Here is a 20,199-nt window from a genome sequence, read left to right as displayed (position 1 = left end):
CACTTCAACAGACATTGCTCGTGACTTCTTCTTCCCCTACTTCCACTCCCCGTAAGTCCCTCACCCTCATGCAGATCCTCGGCATCGTGGCAGCCGTCGGCATCATCGGCTCCATGCTGGCGAGCGCGCTGATCTAGTCCCCGGACAGCGTCGAATCTTCATCGCCATGTACAAAAAAGGCGTAGCGGTAGAAATCCAGTTTTCGCCGGAGCGGCTCAACGACGGCGCCGGCGACCCCTACTGGATCGATCTCACCGCGCAGGAAGCGCAATCCCTGCTGCACGCACTTCAGACGCGGCTCGCCGTTAGTGAAGCGGGAACAGCCGCGCCGCTCGTGGTGAGCCTCGATGCAACGCCGGTGGTGGATGGTGCATCGACGGACGCGGCCGCCGCGGCTTCACCGGCCGATGCGTTCAAGCAATGGGTATGCGTGATCTGCGGCTGGATCTACGACGAAGCCGCAGGCGTGCCCGACGACGGCATCGCGCCCGGCACGCGCTGGGCAGATATCCCCGATGACTGGCGCTGCCCGCTGTGTGACGTGGGCAAGGAAGACTTCGCGCTGGTCGAGTTCTGATGCAAGCGCGGCTTTGACGCGTTCGGGAGACGTGAGCGCATTGGGCTCGCATGAGGCGCTCTCAGCGCAACGCAGCCTATCGCGCAGCGTCGCCCCAGCGATACTCGACGGTCGCATCGTCGAGCTTCGTCTTGAGTTCGGCATCGAGCGTGAGGTCGGCTGCAGCAAGCGTGTCGGCCAGCTGATCCGGCCGGCTCGCGCCGATAATCGCCGAAGTGATGCGCGGATTCGCGAGCACCCACGCCACAGACGTCATGGTCAGCGATTCTCCGGTTTGTGCTGCGATGTCGCGAAGCGTGTCGATGGTTTCGAATTCGCGCTTGTGCCAGTACCGTTCCTGATACATCGCGCCGGCCTTGCCGACGGTGTTCGTGAAGCGCCCCGCAGCCGGCGGTGCGTCGTGCCGGTGCTTGCCGGTCAGCAGGCCGCCCGCGAGCGGATTGTACGGAATCACCGCGAGGTTTTCTTCGCCTGCGAGTGGCAGCAGTTCACGCTCGATCTGCCGGAACAGCAGGTTGTAGCGAGGCTGAAGCGACACGAAGCGCGCCACGCGCAGCACGTCCGCGCGACCCAGCGCCCGCGCGAGCCGGTACGCCAGAAAATTCGACACGCCGACATAGCGCGCCTTACCCGAGCGCACGATGACGTCGAGCGCTTCGAGCGTTTCGTCGAGCGGCGTTTCGGCATCGTCGGAGTGCAGTTGATACAGGTCGACGTAATCGGTGCCGAGCCGCCGCAGCGACGCATCGATTGCGTCCAGCAGGTGCTTGCGCGATGCGCCCTGATCCCATGACGACGGCCCGACCTTGCCGACCGCCTTGGTCGCGAGGATGTAACGGTCGCGTTTGCCCTTCAGCCAGCGCCCGACGATTTCCTCGGTGCGGCCAGCGTGATTCTCTCCACCGCCAAGTGGATAGACATCGGCGGTATCGATGAAATTGACGCCGGCCTCGGTCGCCTTGTCGAGAATGCTGCGCGATACGTCTTCTTCAGTCTGCAGGCCGAACGTCATCGTGCCGAGACACAGACGCGAGACAGTCAGACCCGTGCGGCCGAATTTGCAGTATTGCATGACGGTGAACTCCCCTGGACGAAGGTTGCGAGGCGCTGGACGCGCAAAGCAAAAAGGATAACCTTTAAGCCGCGACCGTGTGGTGGGCCACTGCGTTACGAATTCCTTGCGCCGCGGAATAAACCTTGCTGCCCTGCCGTTCGCATGACCTGCAGTTTCACAATACGTTCACCCATTCATGAAGGACGGCGGCCCATGATCCAGAGCAAGTCCTCAAGCATCGTCCGGCGCCTGCTGCCTGCCAGCATGCTGTGTGCCGCGCTCGCGCTGAACACAGCCGGCGCGCGGGCGGCCGACGCGTTCGAACTGTCGTCGCCGGGCATGATGGACGGCTCGACGCTCGATTCGAGCCACGCCACCGACGCGCAGAATTGCGGCGGCAAGAACATCTCGCCGGCGCTGCAATGGCGCAATGCACCCGCCGGTACGAAGAGCTTCGCCGTCGGGCTGTTCGATGCGGATGGCGCGAAGGGTCAGGGTGTTGTGCACTGGCTGATGTACGGCATCCCTGCTTCGATCACGTCGCTCGGCGAAGGCACGCCGCCCGCGGTCAGCGTCGGCGGGACGAACCGGACAGGGCATACCGGCTATTACGGCCCGTGTCCGCCGGTTGGCGAGATTCCGCATCACTACCTCGCGCAGGTCTGGGCGCTCGACCTGCCACCCGATGCGTTGCCCGCCGCCCTGACCCGCGACGCGCTTCTGGCCGCGATGAAAGACCACGTACTGGCGGCGACCAGCATCGTGCTGCGCTACGGACGTTAGCCGCTCTTTTGCTATCTGTGCGTGCGCGCGCCTGCGGAGCCGCCGCGCGAATTCTGAATGCAAGCTTGCAGACCGCCTGCGAACGCCTTCCAGAGGTCGGTTTTCTGGCTTCACGCGCAGCAGAAGCCACTACCCACTCCATCCCCAAAGCGTACAATTTATCGACGACCAACCCGGATTGACGTGCCATGAGTGTTCCCGAAAAGCAGAATCCGCCGGATGCGGAAAAAGATCCGCGAACACGCGCGCATGACATGGAGCGAGCGATGAAGACCGATCCCACCAGCGAACCGCCGCGCAGAAAGCAGCCTTCCAACGCGATGCTGAACTTCCTGACCGTGCTGGTCGGGCTTGCTGTACTCGGGGTGGGTCTCGCCTATCTGATCCTGAACGAAGTGCCGGTCTTCGCCATCCCGCTGGTCGTGACCGTGCCGGTGATCGCCGCCGTCGCGTTCCGGAACATCTGGGACTGAACGGACGGCTTGACGGCCCGCGTCGCGGGCCGCTACAGATCCCCCAGGGGTCATCCATCAAACCGGCATGACGCCCCAAGCCTGGCGGCCGCAGGTCGCCTCATCGCGTTAAGCGTGACCGGCGGTCCTGGCGGACCGCTGCGGGTCGCCGAAACGCCGCCGATGTCCCCCGAGCCCGCGCGAGCGGACTTCTTTTTCGTTTTTCTGACGAGTGGCACTCAAGTTTCCCTGCACCTGCGTCGATATAGCAGGATGACGAGGGAAACCTTCAGGAAGACGAGAGGCCGAGTCATGGGGAACATGTCGCCGTCATCCAGCCAGCGGCAGCCGTCGGGGGAAAGACTGCTTCGCGTGGCGCAGGAAAACGGGATCACGCGTCCGTGGGCCTGGTACCGCGCGGGCGAGCAACTGCATCTTGCCTGTGCGAGTGGCGAGCCGCATGACTGGCCGCGCTTCATCGCCGGAGACGATCTCCAGCGTGCCTGCGGTGTGCAGCGCTGGCACGCATGGCCGACAGGCCGCGGCGAAGGTGTGCTCGGCTGGCTGCTGTCGGACGCGGATCATGCCGCCGACCCTGCCTTCGCCGACTTCGCCCGTCACATCGGCGACGAGGCGCAGGCCGACGCGCTCGCGCGGGCGCAGAACGTGCAGCGCGTGCTGTACGACATCGCGTACCTCGCCAGCTCGATCAGCGACCGCGCGGCCTTCCTGCACATCATCCACCAACGGCTCGGCACACTGATCGACGCCGAAAACTTCTATCTCGCGCTCTACGACAGCGCGACGAGCATGGTGACGTATCCGTACTACGTCGACGTGATCGACACCGACGCCGTCGATCCGGGCCACATGGACCGCGTCGACCCCGAACGGCTGTCGCTCACGGGCCATGTGCTGACGACTGGCCAGCCGCTTCTGATCGGCGCCGACGGCATCGCCGCCGCCGAAGTTGCGGGACACTTCCGCTGCGTCGGCCAGCGCCCTGAATTCTGGATGGGCGCGCCGCTCAAGAACGCGTCGGACCAGGTGATCGGCATGCTGGCGATGCAGGTCTACGACGTCTCGCGCATCTATACCGCCGAAGACCGTGCCCTCTTTCTGGTCGTCGCACGTCATGTGGCGATGGCGCTCGACCGGATCCTGCATCGCGTGGATCTGGAAGGCCAGGTCGCGCTGCGCACCGCCGAACTCTCGAAACTCAACGACACGCTGCGCCTCGAGATCGCCGAGCGCAAACGCGCGGAACATCTGCAGGCGGCGCTCTTCGAGATCACGGAACTGTCGAGCCAGTCGGTCGAAATCAGCGAATTTTTTCGCAGCCTGCATGAGATCGTGGGCGGCCTGCTTTACGCGCACAACTTCTATATCGCGCTCTACGACCCGTTCACCGAAGAAGTCTCGTTCCCCTACTACGTCGACGAAACGCTGCGCGAGCGGCCGCAGCCACGCCGCGGCAAGCGCGGCCTCACCGAATATCTGATCCGTCAGCGCGTGCCGTGCCTGATCGAACCCGACGACGCGGTGAGACTCGTCGAAAGCGGCGAAGTCGAGAACGAAAATATCCGCCTGCGCTCGTGGCTCGGCATTCCGCTCTTCGATCGCGATAACGTGTGCGGCGTGCTCGTCGTGCAGAGCTACTCACCACGCGTGCGTTACGACGCGCACGATCAGGAAGTGCTGACCTTCGTGTCGCGCCACATCGACACCGCCCTCGCCCGTCGGCGCGCCGCCGCCGCGCAGCAGGCGGCGAACCTCGAACTCGAAGCGCGCGTCCATGCGCGCACACGCGAACTCGACGACGCCAACGCGCGGCTTCTGCACGAAAACTTTCACGACGCGCTGACCGGCCTGCCGAACCGCGCGCATCTGCGACAGCGGCTCGAAACTGCGTGGCAGGCGCACTGCACGCAGGGCGCGGCGCTGTCCGTGCTGTTCATCGACCTCGACCGCTTCAAGGTCGTCAACGACAGCCTCGGCCACCATTTCGGCGACGTTCTGCTGGTTCAGGTAGCCGGGCGTCTGCGCGCCTGCATGCGGCGCGACGATCTGCTCGCGCGCCTCGGTGGCGACGAATTCGCCGTGATGGTGCCAGGCGCGCCGCTGCAGGTCGTGCTTTCGATGGCCGAGCGGATACTCGCCGCGTTCGACGAGCCGTTCAACATCGGCGAACACGTGGTGTTTTCGACGTGCAGCGTGGGCATCGTAGACGCCGACAGCAATTTCCATTCGGACCCGGCCGATCTGCTGCGCGATGCCGATACGGCGATGTACCGCGTCAAGAACCGCGGCCGCGACAGCTTCGCGGTGTTCAATCAGGAACTGCGCCGCGAACTGTCCGACCAGATCGAAACGGAAGGCGCGCTGCGCCAGGCGCTCAATCGCGACGACGAACTGCTGCCGTTTTTCCAGCCGATCGTCGATGTCAAAAGCGGCCAGCTCGTCGCACTCGAAACCTTGATCCGCTGGCGCCAGCCGAATGGCGAAATCTGGGCGCCTGGCCGTTTTCTGCCCGCCGTCGAAGGGCTGAAACTGCTCGGTCGTCTGGACATGTACATGCTGACGCGCGTGGCCGCGATCCTCGCCGACGCCGATCATGCAGACTGGCCGCCCGTGCATGTGAACCTGTCGAGCTACAGCATCACGCGCCCGGAATTCGCCGACGAAGTGCTGGAATTGCTAAGCCGGCACGACGTGCACCCGTCGCGCATTTCACTCGAACTGACGGAAGGTGCGCTGATCGCCGAGCCGGACCTCGCGCGCACGACGATGCAGAAACTGGCGAAGAACGGCATGTCCGTGGTGCTGGACGACTTCGGCACGGGTTTTTCGTCACTCAGCTACGTCCACCAGTATCACTTCAGCGGCCTGAAAATCGACAAGTCGTTCGTGCTCGAACTGACAACGAGCGCGCGCAGCCGGGCAATCGTGCGCGCGATCGTACGGATGGCGGAATCGCTGGAACTGGCCGTGGTTGCAGAAGGCGTCGAAGACGAAGCGACGCTGGCGGTGCTGCGTGGCATCGGTGCATCGCAGGTGCAGGGCTATCACCTGGCGCGGCCGATGTCGCTGGAAAATCTGATGCTATCGGCGCTGGCGCCGGGCAGGCGTGCTGTCGTGCAGTGATCTGCAAGGCCGGCGCGATTCAGGCCGCGCGCCGCACCCGCGCTCCAATTGAAAGAAACCACGCCGGGCCGCGCCAGGGCATTCGGGCTGCCCTGACTGACCTGCGCCCCGCGCGTCCTCAGCAGGCCTGGCCGCTTGGGATCTTGCTCATCGCTTCCTTCATTTCCTCGTGCGTGACGTCGCGTTTGTGCGTCGCGACAGACCAGTGGTGCCCGAACGGATCTTCGAGCTGTCCATAGCGGTCGCCCCAGAACATGTCGGCCGCGGGCATCGTGATCGTCGCGCCTGCGGACGCGGCCCGCTGCATGACCGCGTCCACGTCCTCGACGTACAGATGAATGATCACCGGCGTGCCTTTCAGCGTTTTTGGCCCGACCATCTGGTGCTGCGGCGCTTCGTCGACGAGCATGATCGCGGCGTCGCCAATCCGCAGGCTGGCGTGCATCAGCTTGCCGTCCGGTGCGGGCAGGCGAACCAGTTCGACGGCGTTGAACGCCTTCTTGTAGAACTCGATGGCGTCGGCGGCGCCCGCGCAAATCAGGTGCGGTGTGATTGAACGCATTCCTTCCGGAATGGCTTTGACGGGGGTGGTCATAGTGACGGCTCCTTCCTTTAGGTTGTGTGCAGGGAGGCGAGAATAACCTGTGCCTCCTTCTCCATGACGGGCGGGCCGGGTGCAAATCGACACCGCCGGCAAATATTTTTTTGACCGCCCTGGGCCCGGAAAAAGCGCGGCCTGCCGGAAGCGCGCAACATGTTCGATGAAACCGAACGTCTGCATCGGAACGGTCGCACGGCAATCTGCTCGCAGCAGACCACACTGTCTTCACACACTCACCTTCACAGGAAAAACATCATGACCCGATTCGAAGGCAAGACCGTACTCGTCACCGGCGGCAACAGCGGAATGGGCCTCGCCACGGCACAGGCATTCGCCGCCGAAGGCGCACGCGTCGTCATCACCGGCCGCGATGAAGCTACGCTCGAAACAGCAAAGGCGACGCTCGGCGCGGGTGCGATCGCGATCCGTAACGATGCGGGCTCGGTCGCTGCGGCCCGGGAGCTTGCAGACCGCCTGAAGGCGGAAAACGTCAAGCTCGACGCCGTGTTTATCAACGCAGGCATCGCCAGATTCGCTCCGTTCCTGGATGTCGAAGAGACGTTGTGGGACCAGACGTTCGACGTGAACGTCAAAGGTCCCTACTTCCAGATTCAGGCACTGACGCCGCTGTTGAATAACGGTGCTTCGATCGTGCTGAACGGTTCGATCAACGCGCACATCGGGATGCCCGCTTCGTCGGTTTATGCAGCCAGCAAGGCCGCGATCATTTCGCTCGCGAAAACGCTGTCGGCAGAGCTGCTGCCGCGCGGCGTGCGTGTGAACGTGATCAGCCCGGGCCCGATCACGACGCCGCTTTTCGGCAAGCTCGGCTTCGACGCCGAAACGCTCGCCAACACTGCGGCGCAGATCAAGAGCCAGGTTCCGCTCGGTCGCTTCGGCACGCCGGAGGAAATCGCGGCGACGGTGCTGCATCTCTCGTCGAGCGAATCGGGCTTTATCGTCGGCACGGAAATCGTGATCGACGGCGGTATGAGCCAGCTGTAACCAGCGGCTTTTGACTAAAGCTGCGGCACTAGCCCCGCACGAATTCGCCGCGTCGCCCGTTATCGGCGCGCGGCAATTCGATCGTGAAGGCGGTGCCGTCCGCTTCGTCCGGTTCCACGGTCACAGCCCCTCGTGAGCGGCGCGGAAATCCGCTGCATGCGGGCGGCGCCCCGACCCGTCCCCAGGGTTTCCCACCACACCATTTCAACCTCCTTTCTGCCGATAACCCATAGAGGTAGGCCGTCCCATCCCATCCGACGTTCAAAAAAGGCACGCGAGGTTGCCGCAATGCAAACACTCAGCTTCAGAAAGAAACTCTGGCTGCCACTGGTCGTCAGCCTGACCGCCCTGCTCCTCGTATCGGTCGCCGCCGCCTGGCAGTCCCGGCAAACGCGCATCGAGGAGCGCAAGAACGATCTCGTCAATGTCGCGCACATTGGGCTTAGCATCGTCAACGAATACGCCGCACTCGCAAAAAGCGGCGCACTGACCGGGGATGAAGCCCGCAAACAGGCGCTCGATCGCCTGCGCGACGTGCGTTACGGCGAGGACGGCTATTTCCTCGTGATCGACTCGAGCCCGCGGATGGTGATGCACCCGATCAAGCCGGCGATGAACGGCAAGGACCTGCGCAACAACGCGGACGCGGACGGCCGTCACCACTACGTGACGTTCGCCACGGTCGCGCAGCAGCCCGAGGGCGGTTTCGTCGACTACGTGTTCGCGCGTCCCAGGGCGACGTCGGCAGGCCCGGCGGCTGAGGTCGGCAAGATCGGTTACGTGGTGCGCTACGCGCCGTGGGACTGGATCATCGCGACGGGCGCGTACGTCGACGATATCGACGCCGCGCTCGTGCGCTCGCTCTGGTTCGCGGCCGCCGTGTTCGTCGTGCTGGCGACGCTGCTCGCCACCTTCGTCGCGTTCACCAATCGCAGCATCCAGCGCACGATCGGTGGCGATCCGGCCGGCGCCGCGCACGTCGCCGACGCGATTGCGACCGGCGATCTCACGGTCGCGATCGAAACGCGCACCGACGACACCGTGAGCCTCATGCAGGCCATGCGCCGGATGCGCGATGCGCTGGCCCGCACGATCGGCCAGATCCGCGATTCGGCTGACCAGGTGGCAACGGCATCGCGTGAAATCGCAACCGGCAACGCCGACCTGTCCGCGCGCACGGAAAACCAGGCGGCGTCGCTTGAAGAGGCGGCGTCGAGCATGGAAGAAATCACGTCGATGCTCCGCCAGACCGCCGACAACGCGGGCACGGCCAGCCACCTCGCCAGCAGCGCCGTCAAGATCGCCGATCGCGGCGAAACGATGGTGATGGAAGTCGTCACCGCGATGCGCGATATTTCGGACGAGTCGCGCAGGATGGAGGACATCGTCGGCGTTATCGAAAGCATCGCGTTCCAGACGAATATCCTCGCGCTCAATGCGGCGGTCGAAGCGGCGCGCGCTGGCGAAGAGGGACGCGGCTTTGCGGTCGTCGCGGGCGAAGTGCGGACGCTCGCGCAACGTAGTGCGACGGCGGCGAAGGAGATCCGCGCGCTGATCCAGAGCGCCGTCGGCAAGGTGGGCACCGGCGCGGCGCTCGTCGAACGCACAGGTGAGACGATCCAGGAGACGCGCGTTGCAATTGCGCGCGTGACCGATGTCGTGCGGGAAATCGCAGCGGCTGCGGCGCAACAGAGCACGGGCGTCGAGCAGGTCAACAGCGCGGTCGCGCAGATGGATACGATGACGCAGCAAAACGCCGCGCTCGTCGAACAGGCGGCTGCGGCCGCGCACTCACTTGAAGAACAGGCGCAGCAGTTGCAGGCTGTGATCGTCAGCTTCCGTACGGGCGGGCCTGGCATGGGCCAGTCAGAGACGAACCACGGATGGCACGGGGCGAATGCGGGCGTGAAGCCGGTGGCACGCGCGAACAGCCGTCACTTGCGGGCGCCTGCATAGCGCGGCAACACCCCGCTCAGGCGCACGCCGTTGACCGGCGCTACAAACCCGGTCAACGGCGCGACATGCGTGCTTCGTCAGATTCAATGCGAAGCCGGATGATCCTTGCTACGCAACGCTGCAGGCACGCCGTACAGCAGGATCAACGCACACGCCAGACTCATCGCGCCGATCACATACAGCGCAGGTGTCGTGCTCCCGGTCAGATCCTTGATTCGCCCCACCATCACCGGGCTCACGATGCCGCCCAGTTGTCCCAGCGTATTGATCAGCGCAATGCCACCTGCCGCGCCAGCGCCCGTCAACAGCTTCGGCGGCAGTGCCCAGAAAGCGGGAATCGAAGCCACGACGCCCGCACCCATGACGCCGAGCGCGACAATCAGCAACGTAGTCTGTTTATCGAAGAACCCTGCGGCAAAGAATCCGAGCGCGGCCATCAGCAGCAATCCGCATACAAACTTCCGCCGCTCTCCCGACGCGTCCGACATCCGCCCCACTACGACCATGCAGATCGCACCGCACACGTACGGCACCGCAGTCAGCAAGCCGATGATCGTCGGATTCTGCGTACCCGCAGTGCGGATCAGATGCGGCGCCCAGAAATTCAGCCCATACGACGCAACCTGAATCAGGAAATAGATCAACCCGAGCGTGAGAAAGCCGGGCGTCTTTATCGCGCCGGACAGCGAATGGCCACCGGTGTTTCGCGGTTGCTGCTGCGCGATTCGCGCGGACAGGTACTGCTTTTCCGGGCCTGAGAGCCATTCTGCATCTTCGATCCGGTCCTTCAGCAGCTTTAGCACGAGCACGCCCAGCAGCACGCACGGAAGGCCGCCGAGCAGGAACAGCCAGTGCCATCCCGGCATGCCCCACACTCCGCTCAGATGCCCGAGCACGAGCCCGGAAAGCGGCGCACCGACCAGCCCGGAAAACGCCGACGCGAGAAACAGCAGCGACGTGATGCGGCCTCGATAGCTCGCTGGAAACCACAACGTCAGGTAGTAGAGAACGCCGGGCGCGAAACCCGCTTCCATGGCGCCGATGATGAAACGCAGCCCGTAGAACTGCCACTCGTTATTGACGAACACCATCGCCGCCGTGGCGAGTCCCCACGAGATCATGATGCGTGCGATCCAGCGCCGCGCGCCGACCTTGTACAGCATCATGTTGCTCGGCACCTCGAACAGCACATAGCCGATGACGAACAGACTCGCGCCCAGGCCATACGCGGTGTCGGTGAAACCGAGGTCGCTCTGCAACTGGAACTTCGCGAAGCTGATGTTGATGCGATCGAAAAACGCGAAGAGATAGCAGATCATGATCAGCGGCATCAGTCGCCACGCGACCTTGCGGATGATCGCGTGCGTTCCCTGACTCGTTTCCGGGATCTGTCCGGCTTCACGATCGCTCGGATTACCTAGGGCACTCAGGTCGCTCATATTTGTCTCCTTGCCGGACTGGGCAGGTGCACCGTCCGGTCGATTGTTGATAGAAGGTAGGCGCGTGGGTTAAACGATGCTGCGTACGTAGTCCGGCACGGGATGCACATCGCAGTTGCGGCCGGATTTCGCGAGTTGTCCCGGCACGTCATGGCCGAGCAACGCGGGCAACGCGCGCGACAGTTCGAGCAGCTTCACGAGATCGATGCCAGTCGGAATGCCCATTTCGTCGCACATGTTCACGAGATCTTCCGTGCAGATGTTGCCGGACGCGCCCGGTGCGAACGGGCAACCACCCAGCCCGCCGAGCGCCGCGTCGAACCGGCGTGCGCCCGCTTCGTACGCGGCCAGCACGTTCGCGAGACCCAGACCGCGCGTGTTGTGAAAGTGCAGCGTCAGCGCGTCGGGGCCGATGCGCTCCAGCACGCGCGTGACGATGCGCGCAACCTGACGCGGATTCGCCATGCCCGTGGTATCCGCGAGCGTCACACCGTGCATGCCGAGTTCGAGATACGCATCGACGATGGCAAGCACGCGGCCTTCGTCGATCGCGCCTTCGAACGGACAGCCGAACGCCGTCGCCACCGTGCCATTCAACGTGACGTGTGATCCCCTGACGCGCTTCGCGATATCTCCGAAGCCGGTCAACGAGTTCTCGCAGCTCATCCGCATGTTCGCGCGGTTGTGCGTCTGGCTCGCGGACATCACCAGATTCAGCTCGTCGGCGAGCGCGGCCATGGCGCGCTCCGCGCCCTTCACGTTCGGGATCAGCGCGACATAGATCACATCGGGATTGCGTTTGATGCGGTGAAATACGGCGTCGCCGTCGCGCAGTGCGGGGATCGCTTTCGGCGAAACGAACGAGCCCGCTTCGATACGCGAGAAGCCTGCCGTCGAAAGCTGATCGATCAGCGCGACCTTGTCGTCCGTTTCGACCCACGTCGGCTCGATCTGCAACCCATCGCGTGGCGCGACTTCCTGCACGATGAGTCTGTCGTGCAACCCCTCGGCGGCGGTAGTCATTGCACGGCTCCTTCGCTACGCAATTGCTCGATTTCGAGCGGACTGAAGCCGAGATCCGCCAGCACCGAACCCGTGTGTTCACCGAGCGCAGGCCCAGGCCAATGCACTTCGCCCGGCGTGTCCGACAGTTTCGGCACAATGCCCGGCATCTTCACTGGCGTGCCGTCCGGCAGGCTTGCCTGCAGCAGCATCTCGCGCGCCTGATAATGCGGATCAGCAACGATGTCCGCGATCGAATAGATGCGGCCCGCCGGCACCTGGGCCTGTTCCAGCGCGAAAAGGATGTCTTCGGTCGAATGATGCGAGGTCCACGCGGTGATCGCCTCATCGAGCATCGCGCTCTGCGCAGCGCGGCCGTCGTTGTGCGCAAGGGCAGGATCGTCGGCGAGATCGGCGCGGCCGATCACCTGCATCAGTCGCCGGAAAATCGGATTGCTGTTGCCCGCGATCACCACATACGCACCGTCTTCGCTGCGATACGTATTCGACGGCGCGATGCCAGGCAATGCGCCACCGCTGCGTTCGCGCACGTGGCCGAGCAGATCGTATTCGGGCACGAGGCTTTCCATCAGGTTGAAAACGCTCTCGACCAGCGACACATCGACGACCTGTCCGTCGCCCTGCCCCGTCTTCACCCGCAGCACTGACATCAATGCGCCGATCACGCCATGCAGCGACGCGAGCGAATCGCCCAGGCTCACGCCGACGCGTGCCGGCGCGCCGTCGGCTTCGCCCGTCGTATAGCGGATGCCGCCCATCGCCTCGCCGATCGCGCCAAAGCCCGGACGGTCACGATACGGACCGGTCTGGCCGTATCCGGAGATGCGTACCATCGTGAGTTTGGGATTGATTTCGTGCAGCACGTCCCAGCCGAGGCCGAGCCGTTCGAGTGCACCAGGACGCAGGTTTTCGATGACGATATCCGCGTCGGCAGCGAGGCGTTTGACGACCTCGATCCCTTCCACGGACTTCAGATTCACGCAGATCGACTTCTTGTTGCGCGACTGCAGATACCACCACAGCGACGTGCCTTCGTGCAGCTTGCGCCATTTGCGCAGTGGATCGCCGTCACGGGGTGCTTCGATCTTGATGACCTCCGCGCCGAATTCGGCCAGCATCCGGGCGGCAAACGGCGCGGCGATAAGGGTTCCGATCTCGATGACGCGAATACCCTTCAAGGGTCCACTCATGATGCTGTCTCCTGACCTGATCTTGTATGGAAGACAGCTTATGGGCGAGGCCGCCGCGGCGTCCAACCGCAATCCGGCAACGAGCGTTCGCCAGACGCGAACGCTCGCAAAGTGGCACGATCAGGCGCCCGTGCGGGCTTCGACGGTGCTCAGGTGATCGAACAGCAGACGGCTGACGGGCGAAAGCGCATCGACATCACGCACGACGATAAGGAGACTGCGCGCGGCCCACTCTTCATCGAGCGTCACCGCCGTCAGCCCGAGCGACCGGCCGATCGCGTTATATACGTGCAACGGCAGCACGCCCACGCCCATGCCCGCCTGCACCATCCGGCACACCGCGTCGAAACCGGGCACATGGATGCGCAGCCGCAGCGGTTTGCCCGCCTGGCGCGCGGCGAGATGCGTACGCATGTTGATCGAGCTGGCCGCATGCAGTCCAACGTGATCGCTGTCGAGCGTATCGGCGAACGTCACGCTTTCGCGCGTTGCCAAAGGATGATCGTCGCGCATCACGATGACGAGCCGGTCGTGACGGTAATGCGTGACGTGCAGGCCACGCGTGTCGGCGTCGCCGGAACAGATGCCGAGATCGACGAGGCTGTCGGCCACGCCGCTGATTACACCACCGCTCGGCCGCTCTTCGAGTTCGATCCGCACGCGCTCATTGCCCGCGAGAAATGCGCGCAGATCTTCCGGCAGGAATTCGACGATCGCGGACAGGTTCGCCATCATCCGCACATAACCGATCACGCCGCTCGCGTGCTCGGCGAGTTCGAGGCCGATATTCTCGATGTCGCGCAGCACGCGTCGCGCGTGATGCAGCAGCGTCTCGCCCGCAGCGGTCAGTTCCATGCCGCGCGCCTTTCTCACGAAGAGCGCGGAACCGACCGCATGTTCGAGTTCGAGCAGACGCTTGCTCGCCGCCGATACTGCAATCGCTTCCCGTTCGGCCGCGCGCGTGAGCGTGCGCTCTTCATACACGGCGAGAAAAAGCTGCAGTGTCGTGAGATCCAGTTTTCTTTGGAGATTGGTCAGGGCCATGCTTGCCGGGCGCGTCGCGGAAAACCGCATTTTGACCTGAATCGTTCAGGATCGGGCTCCTTTGTCGGGCCGGCGCGATGTGATGCGGTGCCGCAGTGCGTCTTCCCCGCCTGATCCGGATTTGCGCAATACGGATCAAATCGCCTGTCGCTCGCGGGCTCGCGTTGGTATGCTGGAAGCTGGTCTTCTCGCACGGGAGTCGTTTTGGCTGCTCAGGATCGCCCCCGCAGGCCCGCAACGGCCCTGCATATCGTCGCCGCACAGGCAAGCCCATGTGATGAACTCGTCATCCGCGCGCAGCCCTCCACGGTCGATCGTCCGTGCGTGCGCAAGCGTCTCGCGCTCGCGTCGACGATTCTTGGCTCCAGCATGGCGTTTATCGACGGCTCGGTCGTCAACGTCGCGCTGGCGTCGATCCAGAGCGAACTCGGCGCGAGCGTTGCGGCCATGCAGTGGGTCGTCAATGCGTATCTGCTCTTTCTCGGCTCGCTGGTGCTGGTCGGTGGATCGATGGGCGACCTGCTTGGCCGACGCACGGTTTTCATCGCGGGTATCGGGCTTTTCACGCTGGCGTCGATTGCCTGCGGCCTTGCGCCCGGATCCGGCACACTGATCGCCGCACGGGCTGTGCAAGGCATCGGCGCAGCGCTGCTCGTGCCGAGCAGTCTGGCGATCATCGGCGCCGTGTTCGATGACAGCGAACGTGGCCGCGCGATCGGCACGTGGGCCGGCATCGGCGCGATTACATCGGCGGCGGGGCCGGTTGCGGGCGGCTGGCTCGTCGACGTGCTTTCGTGGCGCGCGATCTTCTTTCTCAACGTGCCGCTCGCGTGCATCACGGTGGCGCTGGCCGTCGTCTCGGTGCCCGACAGTCATAGGTCCGATGCGCCGCGCCAACTCGACTGGGCCGGCGCATTCGCCGCCGCAGCGGGTTTAGCCGCGTTGACATGGGGATTGACCGTGGCGTCGTCACGCGGGCTTTCGAACCCGCTTGTGCTGGCCTCGGTGGGCATCGGCATCCTCGTGCTGATCGCGTTTGTCGTCATCGAAATGAAGAGCCGCAACCCGATGATGCCGCTCGATGTGTTTCGCTCGCGCGATTTCATCGGCGCGAATATCGTCACGCTGCTGCTGTATTTCGGGCTTAGCGGCCTGTTCTTCTTTTTGCCGTTCACGCTGATCCGCGCGCACGATTTCAGCGCAACCGAAGCCGGCGCGGCCATTCTGCCGGTGCCGGTCATCATCGGTGTGCTGTCACGCTTTACAGGTGGTTTGTCCGATCGCTACGGGCCGCGTGCGCTGCTCACGGTGGGACCGGTTGTCGCCGGCGTCGGCTTCGCGATGCTCGGCTTGCCGTTCGTGCAGGGCACCTACTGGAGCGGCTTTTTCCCGGCAATGGTGGTGATCGGGCTGGGGATGACGATCACGGTTGCGCCGCTGACCACCACCGTCATGGGCGCGGTGTCGAGCGAGCGCTCGGGCGTCGCTTCCGGCATCAATAACGCGGTGGCCCGTGTAGCGGGTCTGCTGGCCATCGCGGTGCTCGGCATTGTGTTCGTGTGGTCGCACAACGCCGCGCTCGCGTCGAGCCTGAAAATGCTGAATATTCCAGCGGATATCCATCGAAGCGGGCAATTGCTCGAACCGGAATCCGACGCGGCAGAGGCTGTCAACACGGTTCGGATTCCGCCGCACACGCCGCTCGCCGACGCGCACGATGACGCCATCGACGATGCACTGCGCGCCGTCGCGCTCGTATCCGCAGCCTGCGCGCTCGCCGGCGCGGCCTGTTCGGCGGCGATGATCCGCACGCGCTCCTTCACGCCCGCGAGCAACGATGCTGCGCGGAATTCCGCGTCAGACCCTGCGTCGGATACCACCGCGCACAGCGACTGACGGTCGAGCTTGCGGCGATATTTCGATCCGGCCTGAAACGTCGAAGGCCGCGCGCCACGCATACTGTGAGCACGAACCAGACATCAACCGGACGTGCCGACAGGAGCGCATTTCATGACCCTCACCTGCTTCATCCGCTACCAGATCGACCCATTCCAGCGCGACGCCTTCAGGGAATATGCAGAAAACTGGGGCCGCATTATTCCGCGCTGCGGTGGCCATCTCGTCGGCTACTTTCTGCCGCACGAAGGGACCAACGATATCGCCTGGGGATTGATCGCCTTCGAGAGTCTCGCCGCATACGAAGCGTATCGCGCCCGTCTGAAGACAGACCCTGAATCGGTCGCGAACTTCCGGATGGTGCAAACGCAGCGCTTCATCCTGCGTGAAGAACGCACGTTCACCGAAGTGGTGAACGGCACATTCGGCATTCCTCCGGAAAGCCTCGCGCGATAACGATGGGATGCTTTCAGTCTGCGCTTCGACGTGATTCGGGCGCATTTGACGCTATAACGTCGAATGCGCTCCGACGTCAGATCGATAGCACGATTTCTCGTTTCTGTTGCGAACAGGCGGCCTCTACCATGTTCAATCGTCACTACATGGACCCGCTATGTCGACTCCGCCCAGCCTCGAACTCGATTCCACCACGCTCGCCGAACAATACGACCGGCTCGGTACACGCCAGTTTCATCACGGCCTCGAACTCCTTGACGTGCTCGCTGTGCAAGGCGGCGAGAAAGTGCTCGACATCGGTTGCGGCACCGGCCTGCTGACGGAAGCCGTCGCTGAGCGCACGGGCGCGCACGGTGAAGTGCTCGGGATCGATCCACTCGCCCTGCGCGTTGAACTCGCGCAAAAGCGCGCACAGGGGCGCTTCCAGGCCCGGGTCGGCCGCGCCGAAGCGCTCGACGACGTGCCGGATGCGCACTACGACGTCGTCTATTTCAACAGCGTCATCCATTGGGTACCCGACCAGCTGGCCGCGCTTCAGCACGCGTTTCGCGTGCTGAAGCCAGGCGGTCGCGTCGGCTTTACGACGATGTCGCAGGAGGCGCCGCACGACCTGCATCTCGTCTTGCGCGAGCTGCTCGCGCGCGAACCGCGCTGGCAGACAGCGCGCGTCGGCGCCCCGCACAAGCTCACGCAGGAACGCGCCGCGCTGCTGCTTGCCGCCGCCGGCTTCAACGTGACGTTCAATGAAATCCGCGAGTTCGACGATGCCTTCGATACCGTCGATGAAGTGATCGCGTTCAGCCGCGCCAGTTCGTTCGGCAATTTCCTCTCCGCGCTGGATGAGGCGGATAGCGCGCGCGTGCGCCAGCTGCTCGGCGATGCGCTCGAAGCGAAGCGGGGTCCGCGCGGCATTCAGCTGAAACGGCGCATGACGTTCGCGGCTGGACGCAAGCCGGTTGCGCAGTAACCGCTGGTACAGCCGCACAGTCACGCCGGATTCTCCCCATTGCACACGGAGCAGACGATGATCAACAACAAGCGGCAGATCAAACTGGGCGCGTTCCTGATGGAAACGGGCCATCACATCGCCGCATGGCGGCATCCGGACGCGCACGCGGGCGGCGGCCTCGACTTCGCGCATTACGCCGAAGTCGCGGAGATCGCCGAGCGCGCGAAATTCGACACGATCTTTTTCGCCGACAGCGTCAGCGTGCGCGACACGAACCTCGCGTCGCTCTCGCGCACCGCCCGCGCCGATCACTTCGAACCGTTGACGCTGCTCTCCGCGCTATCGGTGGTGACGAAGAACATCGGCCTCATTGCAACCGTTTCGACGACCTTCAACGAACCGTACAACCTCGCGCGCAAATTCGCATCGCTCGATCATCTGAGCGGCGGACGTTCGGGTTGGAACCTCGTCACGTCGAGCACGGAATCGGAAGCGCTCAACTTCAGTTTCGAAAAGCATCCGGAACACGCAGTACGTTATGAACGGGCACGCGAATTCTACGACGTTGTCGCGGGCCTCTGGGATAGCTGGGAAGATGACGCGTTTCTGCGCGACAAGGAAAGCGGTGTCTATTTCGACCCGGACAAGCTGCACGTGCTCAACCATCGCGGCAAGCATTTCCAGGTGCGTGGGCCGTTGAACGTCGCGCGTTCACCGCAGGGCTGGCCGGTCGTCGTCCAGGCAGGCGCGTCGGATGCAGGCCGCGAACTCGCGGCGCAAACGGCCGAAGTCATCTTCGTTGCGCACCAGACACTCGAAGAAGCGCAGACGTTCTATCGCGACATCAAGAGCCGGCTCCCGAAATACGGCCGTCAACCGGATCATCTGAAGATCATGCCGGGCATCTTCCCGGTGATCGGCCGCACGCAGGACGAAGCGCGCCGCAAGTTCGACGCGCTGCAGAACCTGATTCATCCGACGGTCGGGCTCTCGCTGCTGTCGACTATGTCGGGCGGTGTCGATCTGTCGACGTATCCGGTGGATGGCCCGTTGCCCGAGCTGCCGGAAACGAACGGCGGCAAGAGCCGTCAGCGTCTGCTGTTCGATCTCGCGCGTCGCGAGAATCTGACGATCCGCGACCTGTATCTGCGCATCGCGGGCGCGCGAGGACATCAGCAGGTGGTCGGCACGCCCGAAAGCATCGCGGACCAGTTGCAGCAATGGTTCGAGGAAGAAGGCGCGGATGGCTTCAACATCATGTCGCCATGGTTGCCTGGCGGACTCTCCGAATTCGCTGAACGCGTGGTGCCGGAATTGCAGCGACGCGGCCTTTTCCGCACGGAATACGAAGGTCAAACGCTGCGCGAAAATCTGGGCCTGCCGCGTCCGCAAAACCGGCACGCGCAACGGCAACGTCAGGAGGCCGCGAGTTGAGCGACGGCTGTTGCGCAAAACGCCCGCTCCGTGAAGCGCACAATTGCCTCGATGAACGCGAGGCGTTAAAGGCGCATCTGTTCGGGATTGCGTTCACCGCCGTCGTGATCGTGAGTCTCGCGATGGCGGCGACGGTGTTGATGCGATGGTTCGTCAACGAATAACGTCGACGCCTCAGGGCATCATGCCTCGCCGAGCTGCTGCGCAAGTGTCTTCGTGAAGGGCGTCTCGACATCGCCTGTATGTTTCGTGCTCACCGTTTCGATGAGCACGATCCAGCATTCTTCGTGCGCCACCGGTTTGTGCAGCACGCCGCGCGGCACGACATGAATCGATCCCGGTGCAAGCTTCACCGTGCGGTCGTTTTCATAGTTGATGTCGAGTTGCCCGCGTACGACGTAGAAGAGTTCATCTTCGTCTGCATGGCTGTGCCACGCGAACTCGCCCTGCACTTTCGCCACCTTGACGTATTGATCGTTGACCTGCGCCACGACTTTCGGCGACCAGTGCGCGGTGACGTCATCGAAGGCCGCGGCAAGGTCGACCGTTTCAGCAAACGGACTCATCATTCTCTCCACATTGGAACAATCGACGCGGCCAGCAGCACGCCCAACGCGACGTTGAGCACGCGCCACTGCCGCGGCGTTTGCAGAAGCCGCGCGAGCACCATGCCGGCGACACACCACAACGACAACGATACAACCGCCGCGATCCCGAAGGCTGAGCCGAGTAACGCCGCGAGCCGTAGCGGCCCGGTTGCCAGCACGGAAAACGAAGCCGCCGCGCCGAGCGTCATCGCCCAGCCTTTTGGGTTTAGCCACAGCAGACACGCACCGCCGATGAAACTCGTCGGCGCCGCAAGCTGCATGTCGAGCCTCGGCGGCCCGCTGCGGCCGATTTTCCACGCAAGCCACAGCAGATAAGCGCTGCCCGTGAGCTTCATCGCGAGTTCGAGCGCGGGCACAGCGAGCAGCACGCCAGCGAGCCCGGCCGCGGCAACCGCCGCCAGCGATGCAAGACCGACCGCAATGCCCGCCATCAGCGGAATCGAGCGACGAAAACCGAACTGCGCGCCCGACGCCGTGGCGAGGGTCGTCGCGCCGCCTGGCGTGACTGTGGAAACGGCCGCAAACAACAGCAAAGGTGCGACGGAGCTCGCAAGGATCATGGAGGCGTGGCGATCGTCTGTCTGAACG

Annotated in this window: 19 protein-coding genes; 11 read left to right on the top strand and 8 right to left on the bottom strand. The window is 63.8% G+C overall.

Annotated features, from left to right (window positions below; genetic code table 11):
- The first annotated feature begins 166 nt into the window (after positions 1–166).
- Entirely contained in the window at positions 167–577 is a 411-nt protein-coding gene (locus tag P3T16_RS20345) for a rubredoxin (protein WP_429343611.1), read from the top strand.
- Positions 578–653: 76 nt separating this feature from the next.
- Here the strand turns inward: P3T16_RS20345 and P3T16_RS20340 are convergent, their stop codons facing one another.
- Complete coding sequence (locus P3T16_RS20340; RefSeq protein WP_429343610.1) at positions 654–1,649, bottom strand: aldo/keto reductase; 996 nt, start codon at positions 1,647–1,649, stop codon at positions 654–656.
- A gap of 195 nt (positions 1,650–1,844) precedes the next feature.
- Here P3T16_RS20340 and P3T16_RS20335 point away from each other — a divergent pair, with 195 nt between their 5' ends.
- The 3 genes from P3T16_RS20335 (at position 1,845) to P3T16_RS20325 (ending at position 6,010) form a co-directional block, all read left to right on the top strand.
- Positions 1,845–2,414, top strand: coding sequence for a YbhB/YbcL family Raf kinase inhibitor-like protein (locus P3T16_RS20335; protein WP_429343609.1), 570 nt, complete (start codon positions 1,845–1,847; stop codon positions 2,412–2,414).
- A 266-nt stretch (positions 2,415–2,680) separates the two neighbouring features.
- Entirely contained in the window at positions 2,681–2,887 is a 207-nt protein-coding gene (locus P3T16_RS20330; RefSeq protein WP_429255669.1) for a hypothetical protein, read from the top strand.
- A gap of 300 nt (positions 2,888–3,187) precedes the next feature.
- Complete coding sequence (locus P3T16_RS20325; protein ID WP_429343608.1) at positions 3,188–6,010, top strand: bifunctional diguanylate cyclase/phosphodiesterase; 2,823 nt, start codon at positions 3,188–3,190, stop codon at positions 6,008–6,010.
- A gap of 118 nt (positions 6,011–6,128) precedes the next feature.
- Here the strand turns inward: P3T16_RS20325 and P3T16_RS20320 are convergent, their stop codons facing one another.
- Positions 6,129–6,605, bottom strand: coding sequence for a VOC family protein (locus P3T16_RS20320; RefSeq protein WP_429255671.1), 477 nt, complete (start codon positions 6,603–6,605; stop codon positions 6,129–6,131).
- A gap of 261 nt (positions 6,606–6,866) precedes the next feature.
- Between P3T16_RS20320 and P3T16_RS20315 the strand changes: the two genes are divergently transcribed.
- Both P3T16_RS20315 and P3T16_RS20310 read left to right on the top strand, forming a co-directional pair.
- Complete coding sequence (locus tag P3T16_RS20315) at positions 6,867–7,616, top strand: SDR family oxidoreductase (RefSeq protein WP_429255672.1); 750 nt, start codon at positions 6,867–6,869, stop codon at positions 7,614–7,616.
- Between the two features lie 288 nt (positions 7,617–7,904).
- Positions 7,905–9,572, top strand: a complete 1,668-nt coding sequence (locus tag P3T16_RS20310; protein WP_429343607.1) for a methyl-accepting chemotaxis protein — start codon at positions 7,905–7,907, stop codon at positions 9,570–9,572.
- A gap of 83 nt (positions 9,573–9,655) precedes the next feature.
- On the opposite strand, the gene P3T16_RS20305 is transcribed toward P3T16_RS20310, so the two are convergent.
- The 4 genes from P3T16_RS20305 to P3T16_RS20290 form a co-directional block, all read right to left on the bottom strand.
- Positions 9,656–11,011, bottom strand: coding sequence for an MFS transporter (locus tag P3T16_RS20305; RefSeq protein ID WP_429343606.1), 1,356 nt, complete (start codon positions 11,009–11,011; stop codon positions 9,656–9,658).
- Between the two features lie 69 nt (positions 11,012–11,080).
- Complete coding sequence (locus P3T16_RS20300) at positions 11,081–12,034, bottom strand: hydroxymethylglutaryl-CoA lyase (RefSeq protein ID WP_429343605.1); 954 nt, start codon at positions 12,032–12,034, stop codon at positions 11,081–11,083.
- Entirely contained in the window at positions 12,031–13,224 is a 1,194-nt protein-coding gene (locus P3T16_RS20295; protein WP_429343604.1) for a CaiB/BaiF CoA transferase family protein, read from the bottom strand. The genes P3T16_RS20300 and P3T16_RS20295 overlap by 4 nt, the downstream gene beginning before the upstream one ends.
- A 120-nt stretch (positions 13,225–13,344) precedes the next feature.
- Positions 13,345–14,268, bottom strand: coding sequence for a LysR family transcriptional regulator (locus P3T16_RS20290; RefSeq protein WP_429343603.1), 924 nt, complete (start codon positions 14,266–14,268; stop codon positions 13,345–13,347).
- Between the two features lie 204 nt (positions 14,269–14,472).
- Here P3T16_RS20290 and P3T16_RS20285 point away from each other — a divergent pair, with 204 nt between their 5' ends.
- The 5 genes from P3T16_RS20285 to P3T16_RS20265 all read left to right on the top strand — a co-directional run bounded on the left by P3T16_RS20285 (position 14,473) and on the right by P3T16_RS20265 (position 19,167).
- On the top strand, positions 14,473–16,164 hold the full coding sequence (locus tag P3T16_RS20285) for an MFS transporter (RefSeq protein WP_429343602.1): 1,692 nt from the start codon (positions 14,473–14,475) through the stop codon (positions 16,162–16,164).
- A 114-nt stretch (positions 16,165–16,278) separates the two neighbouring features.
- Positions 16,279–16,620, top strand: coding sequence for an NIPSNAP family protein (locus P3T16_RS20280; protein ID WP_429343601.1), 342 nt, complete (start codon positions 16,279–16,281; stop codon positions 16,618–16,620).
- Between the two features lie 157 nt (positions 16,621–16,777).
- A complete protein-coding gene (locus P3T16_RS20275; RefSeq protein WP_429343600.1) occupies positions 16,778–17,587 on the top strand; it encodes a class I SAM-dependent methyltransferase in 810 nt (269 codons plus the stop codon).
- Between the two features lie 57 nt (positions 17,588–17,644).
- Positions 17,645–19,003 carry an LLM class flavin-dependent oxidoreductase gene (locus P3T16_RS20270; RefSeq protein WP_429343599.1) on the top strand — a complete coding sequence of 453 codons (1,359 nt, stop codon included), beginning with the start codon at positions 17,645–17,647 and terminating at the stop codon, positions 19,001–19,003.
- Positions 19,000–19,167: a hypothetical protein gene (locus tag P3T16_RS20265; protein WP_429343598.1), complete on the top strand. Its 168-nt coding sequence runs from the start codon at positions 19,000–19,002 to the stop codon at positions 19,165–19,167. Before P3T16_RS20270 ends, P3T16_RS20265 begins: the two co-directional genes overlap by 4 nt.
- 18 nt (positions 19,168–19,185) lie before the next feature.
- Here the strand turns inward: P3T16_RS20265 and P3T16_RS20260 are convergent, their stop codons facing one another.
- Together P3T16_RS20260 and P3T16_RS20255 are read right to left on the bottom strand one after the other, a co-directional pair.
- Positions 19,186–19,569 (bottom strand): cupin domain-containing protein, encoded by a 384-nt coding sequence (locus P3T16_RS20260; protein WP_429343597.1) that lies wholly within the window; start codon positions 19,567–19,569, stop codon positions 19,186–19,188.
- The gene (locus P3T16_RS20255) at positions 19,569–20,171 is read right to left on the bottom strand and encodes a LysE family translocator (protein WP_429343596.1); all 603 of its coding nucleotides are present in this window, start codon (positions 20,169–20,171) and stop codon (positions 19,569–19,571) included. Before P3T16_RS20255 ends, P3T16_RS20260 begins: the two co-directional genes overlap by 1 nt.
- Positions 20,172–20,199: the final 28 nt, after the last annotated feature.

The sequence above is a fragment of the Paraburkholderia sp. GAS42 genome (assembly GCF_050436565.1).
In the GTDB taxonomy this organism is placed as follows: Bacteria; Pseudomonadota; Gammaproteobacteria; order Burkholderiales; family Burkholderiaceae; genus Paraburkholderia.
The sequence above is the reverse complement of the archived record's forward strand: the minus strand, read 5'-3'. Positions and strand labels throughout refer to the sequence as shown.